This window comes from Janibacter sp. GXQ6167 (assembly GCF_041365945.1).
In the GTDB taxonomy this organism is placed as follows: domain Bacteria; phylum Actinomycetota; class Actinomycetes; order Actinomycetales; family Dermatophilaceae; genus JBGFSK01.
Genome location: NZ_JBGFSK010000004.1, coordinates 58,257 through 71,222 on the forward strand (window position 1 = coordinate 58,257; position 12,966 = coordinate 71,222).

The window sequence follows — 12,966 nt, forward strand, 5'->3', positions numbered from 1 at the left end:
CCGGTTGGGTTGTCGCCCCCTTCTCTTATGGTGACGCTCATGAGCGAGGATCGAGAGGAGCCATCGGTTGATCCCGGCACGTTGGCCCTCACGGGCTTGCCGGAGCCGAAGCGGCCCCACACTCGCGGCGTTGCCGAGGTGCTCGTCGATACCGGTCTTGCTCACCTCGACCGCCCGTTTGACTACGCGGTGCCCGCCGAGCTCGAAGGGGAGGCCGTCCCCGGGGCCCGCGTGCGGGTGCGTTTCGCGGGCCAGGACCTGGCGGGATATATCGTCTCGCGCCCCGTCGCGCCCTCTCATCAGGGCCGCCTCACCCCTGTGCGTAGCGTGGTATCGGCCGAGCCGGTCCTCACCCCGCCGATTCTCGAGGCGGCGCAGCGAATCGCCGCTCAGGGGGCGGGGACCGTCGGCGATGTGCTCCGTCTCGCGATCCCGCCGCGGCACGCTCGCGCCGAGCGCGCCCTCGCGGATCAGGCACCGGACGAGGACGAGGGACCAGCCCTTGAGGAGACGCCGCCCGTGTGGGCGCAGTACCGTGCCGGCGCCGCGTGGTGGTCACGGGTTGCTGCGGGTGAAAGCCCCTGGGCCGCGTGGCTCGCCGCGCCGGGCGTACCGCCCGATCTGGACTGGCCCTATGCCTTCGCGGCGGCTGCAGCAGGCACCCTCGCGAGCGGTCGGGGCTCGATCATCGTGGTCCCCGATGGGCGCGATGTCGCCCGAGTCAGCGCCGCTCTCGACAAGGTCCTCGGACCAAAGCGGCACGTGACGCTGACCGCCGATCAGGGTCCGCAGGCGCGCTACACGGCGTGGCTGAAGGTGCTGCGCGGCCACGTGCGGGTCGTGGTGGGGACCCGCGCCGCGGCATACGCGCCCGTGCGCGACCTCGGTCTCGTCGCGTGGTGGGACGACGGAGACGACCTCCACGACGAACCCCGCGCGCCATACCCCCACACCCGCGACGTGCTGATCACCCGGGCGGGCATCGAGCGGGCCGCGGTGCTGGCCGGAGGGTTCGCGATGTCGGTCCCAATCGCTCGCTTGGTCGCCGCCGGGACGATGCCGGTGATCGATGGGGCCACCGATGGCCGGCCACGGGTGTCTATCGCGGGGGAGGGCCTCGATGCGGAGCGGGACGGGCCGGCCGCACGGGCCCGGATCCCGTCGGCGGCGTGGCGGGTCGCGCGATCGGCGCTCGAACGCGGGCCAGTCTTGATCCAGGTACCGCGCCGCGGCTACCTCCCTTCCCTCATGTGCGCGGACTGCCGCCGACCCGCCCGGTGCCAGGTGTGTGAGGGCCCCATGGCCCTCGACGGGCCCGACGGGCCCGCGCGCTGTCGATGGTGTGGGACGGTGCCACGCGACCCCTTCCGATGTCCCGCGTGCGATTCCATTCGCGTGCGCTCCGGTGTCATCGGGGCGCGCCGCACCGCCGAGGAGATCGGGCGAGCCTTCCCCGGGACCAAGGTGATCACCTCGGGGTCGGGCGAGGTGCTCGCCGCCGTCGGGTCCGATCCGGCGCTGGTCATCGCGACGCCCGGTGCCGAACCGGTGGCCGACGGCGGGTACGCCGCGGCCCTGCTGCTCGATGCCTGGGCGCTGCTCGACCGGCCCAGCCTCGAGGCCGGCCCGGAGGCGCTGCGCCGCTGGTTGGCGGCCGCGGCGCTGGTGCGCCCGTCCAGTGAAGGGGGAGAGGTCGTCCTTTGCGGTGCACCCACCCACGCTCAGATCCCCGCGATCGAGGCACTAGTGCGGTGGGGCCCGGCGTGGTTGGCCGAGCGCGAACTCGAGGAGCGAGCCGAGCTCCACCTCCCGCCGACCACCTGGTCGGCCACGGTCCGCACCCCCCGGGCACGCGCGGAGGGGATCGCCGAACAGGTAAGGGCCGCAGCGCCCGGAGTGGAGGTCCTCGGACCCTTCCAAGGGGGCGAGGCCGACCGCCGCGCCCTGCTGGTGCGCGCTCCCTGGGAAAGCGGGGGAGCCGTCGCGGCGACGCTGCGCGGCATCCGGGCGACCGAGAGCGGACGCAAACTTGACCCGCTCACGGCAATCCGGGTGGGCGGCTCGGGCGGCTACGACGAGATCGCTCTCGGGGCCACCTCGCGCGGACCTGGCCGCAGGGCCGGTGCCTAGACTCTCTCGCGTGGGACGCCGTGACGAGCCGATGAGCCAATCGATGCCGAAGAGGAAGCGATGAGGGTTCTCTTCGCTGGGACGCCGGAAGTCGCCGTGCCCAGCCTGCGGGCCTTGCTCGCGAGTCCTCACGAGGTCATCGGGGTGCTGACCCGGCCCGATGCGCGCGCCGGTCGTGGGCGCCGCCTCGCGCCCTCTCCCGTGCGCACCGTGGCCGAGGAGGCTGGGATCGAGGTCCTCACACCGGCCAAACCGGGCGATCCCGACTTCCGCGCCCGGTTCGCCGAGTTGGCGCCGGATGTCTGCGCGGTCGTCGCGTACGGAGCGATCCTGCCCGCCGACCTGCTCGCCGGGCCGCCGCACGGTTGGGTCAACCTCCACTTCTCCCTTCTGCCGGCCTGGCGTGGCGCCGCTCCGGTCCAGTGGGCCCTGATGTCCGGCGACGAGATGACGGGCGCAAGCACCTTCCAGATCGAGCGCGGACTCGACACCGGCCCCGTCTACGGCGTGATGACCGAGACGATCCGACCGCGCGACACCGCTGGGGAACTCCTCGGTCGGCTCGCCGAGGCGGGCGCGGGTCTGCTTGCGGCGACCGTCGATGGGATCGCGACCGGAGAGCTGACCGCCGTTCCTCAGCCCACAGAGGGGGTCTCGCAGGCTCCGAAGGTCACCGTGGACGATGCCCGGGTCGATTTCGCGACCTCCGCCATGGTGATCGACCGGGTGATCCGCGGCTGCACGCCAGCACCTGGCGGCTGGACGACCTTCCGCAGTCAACGGCTGGGGCTCGGACCGGTCGAACCCGTGCCCGAAGCCGAGGCGCTCGCCCCTGGCCTGTTGCGGGTGGCTAAGCATGAGGTGCTCGTCGGGACCACGACGGTGCCCGTGCGGCTGACCACGGTCCGCCCGCATGGCAAGAAGGAGCTCGCCGCTGCGGATTGGGCGCGTGGTGCCCGGATCGAGCCCGGCGAAGTGCTCGGCGACGCCTGATCACCGACCTCGCGGTTACCCTTTCTCGTGATGAATGAGCGCGCGGGAGATCAGCACGGCGGACGAGGTTGGAGCGAGCGACGGGGCTCCGGTGGCCAGGGCCGCCGCGACGAGCGGCGTGATGAGCGCCGCGGTCACGGGCGAGGTGACCGCGGGCACCGCGGTCCGCGCCGGTACAGCGCCCAGGCTCAGTCGCAGCGATCCCGCTCGGCCGACCCGGCTCGCTCGGCGGCCTATCACGTCCTGCGGGCCGTGGCAGCCGGTGCGTATGCCAATCTCGAACTGCCAAAAGCCTTGCGAGACGGCCGTGTTCACGGCCGCGATGCCGCCTTCGCGACCGAACTCACCTACGGCACCCTGCGGATGCAGGGCCTCTACGACGCGATCATTTCGGCCGCTGCGGACCGCCCAGCGGCCCGGATCGATGGCCACCTCCTCGACGTGCTCCGCCTCGGCACCCACCAGCTCCTCGGGATGCGAGTCGCGGCTCACGCGGCTGCGGACCAGACCGTGGGTCTGGCGCGCAATGTCGCCGGTCAGGGCGCGGCTGGCCTCACCAACGCGGTGATGCGACGGATCAGCGAGCACAGTCTCGATGAGTGGATCGCTCAGGTTGCTCCCGACGACCTCGCGCCGATCAAGCGTCTTGCGCTCGTCCACTCCCACCCCGAATGGGTCGTCAAGGCCCTACGCCAGGGCCTGCTCGGGCATGGGGCGGCGACACCAGAGACGATCGACGCCGAGCTCGAGGCACTGCTCGCCGCGGACAACGCGCCCGCACGAGTCGCGCTGGTCGCCCGTCCGGGCCTCGCCGAGATGGCCGAGCTCGAAGACGCCGGCGCGGAGCGCAGCACCTTGTCGCCGGTCGGGGCGCACTGGCCGCAAGGAGATCCGGGGTCGATTGCAGCGGTCCGGCAAGGCCGCGCAGCGGTCCAGGATGAAGGGAGTCAGCTCCTCGCCCTTGCGCTCGCTGCCGTCCCTGTTGAAACCGACGGGCCGCAGCGATGGCTGGACCTCTGCGCTGGGCCGGGCGGCAAGGCTGGCCTGCTGGCGGCTCTCGCGGTCCAGGAGGGAGCCGACCTGGTGGCTAACGAGGTCAGCGAGCACCGCACCGAGTTGGTCCGCCAGACCCTCGCCCCGGCGATCGCTGCCGCCGAAGCGTCCGGTCGCACGATCGAGGTTCGCACCGGGGACGGCCGGGAGGTCGGCGAGGACGAACCCGAGCGCTACACGCGGGTGCTCGTCGACGCCCCGTGCACGGGACTTGGAGCACTCCGCCGACGCCCCGAAGCGCGGTGGCGTCGCCAGCCGAGTGACCTCGGCGAGCTCGGCCCCCTTCAGCGCGATCTCCTCGCGAGCGCGATCGACGCGACCGCACCCGGGGGAGTGATCGCCTACGCGACGTGCAGTCCGCACCTATCGGAGACCACCTTCGTGGTCTCCGATGTGTTGAAGAAGCGCGACGATGTCGAGCAGATCGACGCGCGGCCCTTCCTCCGCGATGCGGCCGGTGAGGTCGTGGCCGATACCGGGGACGGGCCGGCCGTGCAGCTATGGCCGCATCGCCATGGCACCGACGGCATGTACGTCGCCCTGTTGAGGAAGCGCTGACGCCGATGCCACGCGCCGGTGTCCCGCTGGCGGTGTGCACCGCGCTCGCGATGAGCCTCGCCGGGTGCGGGGTCGACGCCAGGTCTGCCGAAGGGGGATCCGCGACCACCGAGGGGATTCCCCCTTCGACATCGGAATCGCCGACGAGCGCGCCGCGTCCGTGGGAGGACCGCGCGATCGAACTCCACATCGATGGCCAGATCAGCGTCGATGGGGGCGAGCCCCTCACTCGCGGAACCCGACTGGTCGGCGTCCTCGGGCGGCCCGATCGGACGACGACGCAGACGATGTGCGGCGATGAGCTCACCCGCAACACCCTCTACCGCTGGGGCGATCTCGTCGTGACCGTGCTCGATCAGCAGCCTGCTGGTCCGAACATCCTCGGGTGGTCGCGAGGCAGCATCATCGGGTGGGATCTCGCTCCGACCGACGGAGCCGACGGGGGCAAGCCCGCCGCGACCGGCCCCGAGGGCGTCACGATCGGAGACGACCTCACCACCGTCGAGCGAGCCTTCGACGGAGAGCGCGCCGCGTCGGTGGAGACGAACCCAGCGACCGGGAAGCGGGAGTTTGGCGTCTGGTACGGCGATTCCGGCGTCGGTTTCGTCTTAGACAGCGCGGACCGGGTTGCCCAGATGTACTCCGGCCACAGCTGCGCGCCTCGCTAAAGCCCGTCGCCGGTGGACGTCCGGTGGGGTTCGCGCGGCCAGTTAGGCTCTCGTCGTGCAGATCTCACCGAGCATCCTCTCCGCCGATTTCGCGAACCTCCAAGACGAACTGGCGGCGATCCGCAACGCCGATTGGGCCCACGTCGATGTGATGGACGCCCACTTCGTGCCGAACCTGACGCTGGGCCTCCCGGTCGTCGAATCCCTCCTCTCGGTGAGCCCGATCCCGATTGACTGCCACCTCATGATCGAAGACCCCGACCGGTGGGCGCCGCCCTACGCCGAGGCGGGTGCGGGGAGCGTCACCTTCCACATCGAGGCCGCTGCAGATCCCCGACGACTCGCGCGCGATATCCGCGCGGCCGGTGCCCGCGCCAGCATGGCGATCAAGCCGGGCACGCCCTTCGCCCCCTACGAAGACCTGCTGCCGGAGCTCGACATGGTCCTCGTGATGACCGTCGAGCCGGGTTTCGGTGGGCAGAGCTTCATGGCCGACATGATGCCCAAGGTGCGCGAGGTTCGAGAGGCAGTCGGCCGCCATGGGGGCGAGATCTGGGTCCAGGTCGACGGGGGAGTCTCGGCCGCAACGATCGAGCAGTGCGCCGAGGCCGGAGCCGACGTCTTCGTCGCGGGCTCTGCGGTCTATGGCGCCGACGATCCGGCGCTCGCCGTCGACGACCTCCGACGCCTCGCCAACGCACACGCCTGCTGATCCCTGGTTCGATGTAGCGCGCCGTCACGCCCCTGCGGTTCGAGGTATTGCGCCGTCACGGGTGACGGGCGAATACCTCGAACCGGCGAAGGGGTTTAGCGCTGGTCGGTGAAGAGGTCGTCCGGGTAGTCGACATTCACCTCATGGATCGTGACATCGAAGCCCAGGTCCGCGCGGGCCACGGGGTTGGACGGGTGCAGGGCGACGCACACCCCGGTTTGCAGATCCAAGGCGACCTCGTACGAGACCGGGTAGTCCGCCATCGGCGGGTCCGCGGTCGGCCCCCCAGCGAGGTGTTCGTGGCGCTCGGATATTTCCCCCCATAGCAGCGGACAGCAGCCGCAGCGGGGCGCGTAGGTCTCAAGCGGCCGTACTCGAGCCCACCACGTGACCCGCCCGCGCCGGGACGTGACGCGTAGGTCGTGGATCTCGGTCCCATCGGACGTCCGAAATGTCGGCCAGCGCAGCTCGGGGAAGGGTTCGGGCAGCACCCGCACCGGTTCGACCTCGGTGCCCTCCGCGTCTCGGTCGTCAGCGCCGTCGGCGAGTTCGACCGGATCGAGCATCGCCACCCACTGATAGGACTGCCACATCGGGTCGTCTGCTTCGAAGGCTGGCCACCGCGGTCGTAGCGCGACGAACCTATCGTCATCACGCACCGGTATGACCGCATCCGCGTCGCGCACCGGCTCGAGGTGAGGAGGATCGGTGGGGACCGGCTCGCCCCCTTCGCGCGCCTGTAGGAGCGATACCGCCCTCGCCCCCTGGCTCACCACGTGGACCTGCCCGTCGACGACCACCCGCATCTCGCCCGGCCGACGAATCCAGGCCATGACCGGCGATGCGCTCCCGGCTCCCTTGAAGCTGAGGTGGATCGTGCGCCATCGCCATGGGGACGATCTGGCCAATGCTCGCCAGCGGTTCTCGGTGAGGTCCATGCGGGTAAGGGTGCCGGTGACGCCCCCAACCCGCCAGCAGGTTTCGGGGAGCGCGGGGCGATTAGGCATGATGTGCGGGCACGTGCTTCGTGACTCGGTGAAATTCCGAACCGGCGGTGTAAAGCCCGCGACCCGGCCGCCCATGCGGACGGTGAACCTGGTGCGATCCCAGGGCCGACGGTCATAGTCCGGACGAGAGAGGCACGGCAGAAGAAGGAGTCACTCATGCATGCCCTCGTGGCAGCGGCGCAAGCCGAGCAGAACATCTTCCAAACCATCTTGGCCGCCGGCATCCCGATCGGCCCCTACACCCTGAACTGGCTGGAGTTCATCGGGATCGCGATCGGTGTCGTCTCGGCGTGGTTCGGGATGAAGCGGGCCGTGTGGGCCTGGCCGGTCGGCATCAGCGCCAACATCATCCTCTTCGCGGTCTACCTCGGCGCCCTCTTCGGCGCAGGGGAGCGGATCCCCCTCTTCGGCCAGGCCGGACGCCAGGTCTTCTTCATCATCACCGCGATCTACGGCTGGTGGCGCTGGAGCCAACTCCGCAAGGCCCGCGGCGTGAGTGCCGACGCCCCGGCGATTCAGCCCCGGTGGGCCCGCACGGCCGAGCGCCTCACGATCGTCGCGGTCTGGCTGGTCGGGACGGTCATCGCGCACACCGTCTTCCAGTGGCTCTGGCACCTGGCTCCGAACCCGCACTGGCAGCCGCAGTGGTGGTTCTTCTGGTGCGACGCCTGGATCTTCGTCGGCTCGATGCTCGCGACCTACATGATGGCCCGCGGCTGGAACGAGTTCTGGCTCGCGTGGATTGCCGTCGACCTCGTCGGGGTTCCGCTCGGTTTCGCGACCGGCTACGTCCCGACCGCGGTCATGTACAGCCTCTACGGGCTCTTCGTCATCTACGGCTTCACCCGGTGGGTCAAGGTGACCCGAGAGGATGCGGCGCAGACCGACGACGACCTGCTCAAGGTCACCTGATGTGGGTGCCCGCCCAGCGGACCGGTGGAGCTCGCTCCGCTGGGCGGGACGTACCCTAAGTGCCCGTGAAGACCTTCGATGACCTATTCGCCGAACTCAGTGAGAAGGCGGTGACTCGCCCCCAGGGGTCGGGCACCGTTGCGGCCCTGGACGCGGGCACTCATGCGATCGGGAAGAAGATCGTCGAGGAAGCCGCCGAGGTATGGATGGCCGCCGAGCACGAAGGGGCAGAGCGCGCGGCCGAAGAGATCAGCCAGTTGCTCTACCACCTGCAGGTGTTGATGATCGCCAATGACCTTGGTCTCGAGGATGTCTACCGTCACCTCTGATGCTCGACTCGTGTCTGACCGTTTGACGTAACCGAAGGGCGTTATGCGTATTGCCGTCCCCAACAAGGGGTCTTTGTCCGAACCCGCCGTCGCGATGCTGCGCGAGGCCGGCTACCGGGTCCGCCGGGATGCCAAGGAACTCGTCGTCGCCGATCCCGACAATGGCGTGGAGTTCTTCTACCTGCGACCGCGCGATATCGCGGTTTACGTCGGGACCGGCCAGGTCGACGCCGGCGTCACCGGACGCGACCTGCTGCTCGACTCGGATTCGCCGGCGAGCGAGATGATGAGCCTCGGCTTTGGCCGCTCGACCTTCCGCTTTGCGGCGCGCCCCGGGTCGCTCACGACGGTCGGCGACCTCGCCGGTCATCGGATCGCGACCTCGTACGCGGGCCTGGTCCGCCACCATCTCGCCGAGCACGGGGTCGAGGCCGAGGTGGTCCGCCTCGACGGGGCCGTCGAGACGGCCATCACCCTCGGGGTCGCCGACGTGATCGCCGACGTCGTCGAGACCGGCACGACCTTGCGCAATCAGGGGTTGGAGGTCTTCGGCGAGCCGATCCTCAACAGCGAGGCGGTGCTCATCAAGGACCCGACCTCCACCGAAACCGCCGCGATCTCGGTCCTGCACCGACGGCTGACGGGCGTCACCACCGCCCGTGAGTACGTGATGCTCGACTACGACTGCCCGATACACCTCGTGGAGCGCGCGAGCGCCCTCACGCCGGGACTTGAGTCGCCCACGGTCTCCCCCCTTCGCGACAAGACCTGGTGTGCGGTCCGAGCGATGGTGCCGCGGGCCCGGACCAACGCGATCATGGATGAGCTGTACGAAGTGGGAGCGCGCGCGATCTTGGTTACCGAGATCACGGCGTGCCGGCTATGAGCGAGAAGGGGGCGATCGCCCCGCCGTTTGTCTCGCATCGGGGTCGCCTTGTGGCCACGATCATCGCCGTGACCGCGATCGTGGTCTTCGGGGCGACAGGTTTCCTGGTGCCCGGGGACAAGTGGTCGATGAGCGACCGGGTCCAGATCCTGGGCCTCGGGCTCGCGATCGCGGCGCTGATGAGCCGCTACGCGACGATCCGGGCGATCCCTCGCGCAGACGGCCTGTGGGTCCGCAACCTCGGCGGACCTCGGTTGGTGGCCTGGAACAGCATCGAGGCGATCCGCTTTTCGGATGGAATGCCGTGGGTGCGGATGGATCTCGACGACGGCGATGAGGTCGCCGTGATGGCGATCCAGCGGGCCGACGGGCCGCGATCGGTGGACGAGGCCCAACGGCTCGCCGATCTAATCGCCGCGCAGGGTCCGACCGGGACCGCTGAGGATCGAGAGGTCCCCCCGCAGGTTTAGGAGTGCTCCGAGCGCGGGGCGCGCGGCGGCTGCTCCGGCGGCACGATCGCGACCGTCTCGGCATGGGTGAGGCCGGTCAGCATCAGCAGATCGACGACCATGGAGCGCACCTGCGCCCGCAAGACCTCCGCCGAGATCGTGGTCCCCTGGACGCCAATCGCGCTCGTCTCGGCAACCTCGATCAGGCCGTCGCGCGCCAGATCGGGGACCTGCTGATCACGCAACTCCTCGGCGAGGGCGCTCACCACATCGGCAAGAGACTCGAGCAACTCGATGTACTCCTCGGGCACCCGCTGACCGTCGCGGACGAGGATGTCGACCCGGCGCGCGAGGACCCGAAGGTTGCGCACGCTGCGATCGAGCGGTTCGAGCAGCCCGGCGATCGCGCGGACCTCTGGCCGCGAACGGGCGTGCAGCGGGGAGAGCGCGACGACCGAGAGACCTTCGTTTGCTGCCTGCTTCAGTTGGGTGAGCAGGTCCTCGCTGGCCCGCGCCCGCGCGAGCGTCCGGTCGGCGGCGACCGGGTCCAGGTCGACCAGGGCTGCCGCGCACTCGCGCAGGATGTCCGCGACCTCGGCGACGACCTCGGCGGCCTCCCGTCGCGGTTGCCGCACCGGTGATCCCGGGGCCGCCATGGCGAGGATCAGCGCGACCACGCCGCCGACGACGGCATCGAGCCACCGGGAGAAGGCCTGCTCCGGCTGGGCCACGAGGGTGGTGACGATGATCGATTGCACCCCGGCCTGCACGGTGAGGAGCGGACCGGCCCCGACCACGGTGGCGATCGCCATCGCGACCGAGGCGATCACCGCGATCTGCCAGACCCCGGAGCCGACGACGGCGACGAAGAGGTCTCCGACGAGCACACCCACGGCGACACCGACGACGAGTTCGGCCACCCGCTGGATCCGCTGGCCGTACGTCAGACCGAGGCACACGACGACGGTGACCGGCGCAAAGAAGGGCTGCGGATGCGAGAGCACGTCCCGGGCGATCCACCAGGCGATGGCCGCTCCGAAGGCGGCGGTCAGGATCCGAGAGGAGCGGGCCCGAAGCCGTCGCAGCCGCACACGCCAGGGCGCCTTCGGTCGCAACACGGCCACCTCGGCACGCATGCTCACCGCGGGGCCTCCGCCCTGATGTGCCCGCTCTCGTCGAGGACGATGTCGGCCCGCGCCGCGGTGTCATCGGTGGCGTAGAGCGCCTCTTCCTGCTGGGCCCATTGGTCCCAGAAGGGGGCGAAGGTCGCCCCGTCGCGAGCCAGTGCTCGCTCCCTTCGGATCGGCTCGGGCACGTCGAGCCAGACGGTCAGAGCGGCGTGATCGCCCGCTGGGCGCACGGAAGAACCGCACCCTTCGACGATGAGCACGTCGGTCACCGGCACCCGCATCGGCGGCCCCCATCGCCCGGCCAGCCAGTCCCACCGGGGCGCGAGCGCTTCACGCCCTTCGCGAAGGGGGATCAGCACCTCCTCGACGAGGCGGGGCACCGACTGGGCGAGCCCCGACCAGCCCGCGTACAGATCGTCCATCGCGACCACCGGCGCGATCGCCGCACCGCCGAGCGCGGTGCTCACCGCGGCGGCGAGGGTGCTCTTGCCCGATCCGGCGCGCCCGTCGATCGCCAGCACCCGGGTCCGACCGCTCGGCGGCGTCGCCGAGCGCAGGCGCTGGGCAAGGGTCCCGGCGGCCGGCGCATGACGGTGAGATGGGCGCATCATCTCCGAGGGTAGTGCGCGCAGTAGATTGGCCCGCGTGTCTGTTGCCGTGCGCGTGATTCCCTGCCTGGACGTCGATGCCGGGCGCGTCGTCAAGGGCGTGAACTTCGTCGGCCTTCGAGACGCCGGCGACCCCGTCGAGCTCGCCCGGCAGTATGGGGAGCAGGGCGCCGATGAACTCACCTTCCTCGACGTCACGGCGAGCAGCGGCAACCGGGAGACGACCTACGAGGTGGTCCGGCGCACGGCCGAAGAGGTCTTCATCCCGCTCACCGTCGGTGGCGGCGTGCGGACCGTCGAGGATGTCGACCGGCTGCTGCGCCACGGGGCGGACAAGGTCGGCGTCAACACCGCCGCGATCGCCCGCCCGGAGCTGATCAGCGAGGTGGCCGACCGCTTCGGTGCCCAGGTGCTGGTCCTATCCGCCGATGTGCGACGGCGGCGGGGCCCCGACGGGGCGCCTACGGGCGGCTACGAAATCACCACCCACGGTGGGCGCACCGGCGTCGACCTCGATGCGATCGAATGGTGCGCGCGGGCGGCCGAGCTCGGCGCTGGGGAGATCCTGCTCAACTCGATGGATGCCGATGGCACCAAGGATGGCTTCGACCTCGAGTTGATTCGCGCGGTGCGGGCCGAGGTCGCGATTCCCGTGATCGCGAGCGGCGGAGCGGGGGCGGTCGACCACTTCGCGCCCGCCGTCGCCGCGGGCGCCGATGCGGTCCTCGCGGCGAGCGTGTTCCACTTCGCAGAACTCACCATCGGCGAGGTCAAGGATGGCCTCACCGCTGCGGGATACCCGGTTCGACGGGGCCGGGCGGACGACCGGTCGCTCTAGCGCGGCCGTCAGATCCCGAGAGGGGCCGTGCGGAGCTGCTCGATGGCTGCGGGCTGGCCGATGAGTTCGACCCCGGCGACCTGCTGACGGCCGAAGCCGAAGAGGATCAGTTCACCCGGTGACCCGTGCACGTCGACCTGCCCGTCGCCGCTTCCCTTGGCGGTGAGGGTGCCCCGGCTGCCGAGGAGCCGGACGGCGACCGGAGACTTGCCGTAGAGCATCTTGGCCATGAGCCGCAGTCGCTTCCACAGCGCGTCGCGGAAGGGCAGCGAGAGCGGCCGCCGCGCGCTGGGGTCGGATGCTCGCAGGATGTCCTCATGGTGGACGAACATTTCGATGAGGTTCATCTGGTCATCGATCACGCCGAGGTGGGCGGGGTGCCAGGCTGGCGGCCCGCTGCGGATCAGGTCGACGAGTTCCTCGAAGGGGGTCGTCGCGGCCAACTGACGGGTTTCCCGGTCGGTCCGCTCGGCGAGGAAGGGGATCATGATGCCGGCCGCCGTCAGGGGGCGCCGCTCTCGAATCACCAGATGGGCGGCGAGTTCGGCGGTGGTCCAGTCGCCGCACAGGGTCGGGGCATTCGGGCCGTACTCCTCGAGGGTGTCGGCGAGGGCAAGGCGCTCGGCGCGTGCCGGACGGGACATCGCGACAACTCCTTAGCAAAACTCGGGTAAGCCGCGGCCTCTTCGGGCC

At 70.4% G+C, this 12,966-nt stretch carries 14 protein-coding genes and 1 riboswitch; of the genes, 10 read left to right on the plus strand and 4 right to left on the minus strand.

Going from position 1 to position 12,966, the window contains the following annotated elements:
- Nucleotides 1-39: 39 nt before the first annotated feature.
- From AB8K43_RS07090 to rpe, 5 genes are read left to right on the plus strand one after another with little or no spacing between them, the layout of a single operon-like run.
- Entirely contained in the window at nucleotides 40-2,130 is a 2,091-nt protein-coding gene (locus tag AB8K43_RS07090; RefSeq protein ID WP_370892882.1) for a primosome assembly protein PriA, read from the plus strand.
- Nucleotides 2,131-2,190: 60 nt separating this feature from the next.
- On the plus strand, nucleotides 2,191-3,123 hold the full coding sequence (fmt, locus tag AB8K43_RS07095) for a methionyl-tRNA formyltransferase (protein ID WP_370892884.1): 933 nt from the start codon (nucleotides 2,191-2,193) through the stop codon (nucleotides 3,121-3,123).
- 30 nt (nucleotides 3,124-3,153) lie between these two features.
- A complete protein-coding gene (locus tag AB8K43_RS07100) occupies nucleotides 3,154-4,734 on the plus strand; it encodes an RsmB/NOP family class I SAM-dependent RNA methyltransferase (protein WP_370892885.1) in 1,581 nt (526 codons plus the stop codon).
- A 5-nt stretch (nucleotides 4,735-4,739) separates the two neighbouring features.
- On the plus strand, nucleotides 4,740-5,402 hold the full coding sequence (locus AB8K43_RS07105) for a hypothetical protein (protein WP_370892887.1): 663 nt from the start codon (nucleotides 4,740-4,742) through the stop codon (nucleotides 5,400-5,402).
- A 55-nt stretch (nucleotides 5,403-5,457) separates the two neighbouring features.
- The gene (gene rpe, locus AB8K43_RS07110; protein ID WP_370892889.1) at nucleotides 5,458-6,114 is read left to right on the plus strand and encodes a ribulose-phosphate 3-epimerase; all 657 of its coding nucleotides are present in this window, start codon (nucleotides 5,458-5,460) and stop codon (nucleotides 6,112-6,114) included.
- A 95-nt stretch (nucleotides 6,115-6,209) separates the two neighbouring features.
- Here the strand turns inward: rpe and AB8K43_RS07115 are convergent, their stop codons facing one another.
- Nucleotides 6,210-7,052: a hypothetical protein gene (locus AB8K43_RS07115; RefSeq protein WP_370892891.1), complete on the minus strand. Its 843-nt coding sequence runs from the start codon at nucleotides 7,050-7,052 to the stop codon at nucleotides 6,210-6,212.
- A gap of 79 nt (nucleotides 7,053-7,131) precedes the next feature.
- Nucleotides 7,132-7,260: riboswitch (FMN riboswitch) on the plus strand.
- A gap of 17 nt (nucleotides 7,261-7,277) precedes the next feature.
- Between AB8K43_RS07115 and pnuC the strand changes: the two genes are divergently transcribed.
- The 4 genes from pnuC (at nucleotide 7,278) to AB8K43_RS07135 (ending at nucleotide 9,718) form a co-directional block, all read left to right on the plus strand.
- Nucleotides 7,278-8,033: a nicotinamide riboside transporter PnuC gene (gene pnuC / locus AB8K43_RS07120; RefSeq protein ID WP_370892893.1), complete on the plus strand. Its 756-nt coding sequence runs from the start codon at nucleotides 7,278-7,280 to the stop codon at nucleotides 8,031-8,033.
- Nucleotides 8,034-8,098: 65 nt separating this feature from the next.
- Nucleotides 8,099-8,362, plus strand: coding sequence for a phosphoribosyl-ATP diphosphatase (locus AB8K43_RS07125; protein ID WP_370892895.1), 264 nt, complete (start codon nucleotides 8,099-8,101; stop codon nucleotides 8,360-8,362).
- A 43-nt stretch (nucleotides 8,363-8,405) separates the two neighbouring features.
- Nucleotides 8,406-9,248, plus strand: a complete 843-nt coding sequence (hisG, locus tag AB8K43_RS07130; protein WP_370892897.1) for an ATP phosphoribosyltransferase — start codon at nucleotides 8,406-8,408, stop codon at nucleotides 9,246-9,248.
- 68 nt (nucleotides 9,249-9,316) lie between these two features.
- Entirely contained in the window at nucleotides 9,317-9,718 is a 402-nt protein-coding gene (locus AB8K43_RS07135) for a PH domain-containing protein (RefSeq protein ID WP_370892899.1), read from the plus strand.
- On the opposite strand, the gene AB8K43_RS07140 is transcribed toward AB8K43_RS07135, so the two are convergent.
- Nucleotides 9,715-10,833 (minus strand): aromatic acid exporter family protein, encoded by a 1,119-nt coding sequence (locus AB8K43_RS07140; protein ID WP_370893377.1) that lies wholly within the window; start codon nucleotides 10,831-10,833, stop codon nucleotides 9,715-9,717. The genes AB8K43_RS07135 and AB8K43_RS07140 overlap by 4 nt on opposite strands.
- A 2-nt stretch (nucleotides 10,834-10,835) precedes the next feature.
- Nucleotides 10,836-11,435, minus strand: a complete 600-nt coding sequence (locus tag AB8K43_RS07145; RefSeq protein ID WP_370892900.1) for a hypothetical protein — start codon at nucleotides 11,433-11,435, stop codon at nucleotides 10,836-10,838.
- Nucleotides 11,436-11,472: 37 nt separating this feature from the next.
- Between AB8K43_RS07145 and hisF the strand changes: the two genes are divergently transcribed.
- Complete coding sequence (gene hisF, locus AB8K43_RS07150; RefSeq protein ID WP_370892902.1) at nucleotides 11,473-12,273, plus strand: imidazole glycerol phosphate synthase subunit HisF; 801 nt, start codon at nucleotides 11,473-11,475, stop codon at nucleotides 12,271-12,273.
- Between the two features lie 8 nt (nucleotides 12,274-12,281).
- Here the strand turns inward: hisF and AB8K43_RS07155 are convergent, their stop codons facing one another.
- Nucleotides 12,282-12,917, minus strand: coding sequence for a TIGR03085 family metal-binding protein (locus AB8K43_RS07155; RefSeq protein ID WP_370892904.1), 636 nt, complete (start codon nucleotides 12,915-12,917; stop codon nucleotides 12,282-12,284).
- Nucleotides 12,918-12,966 lie beyond the last annotated feature (49 nt).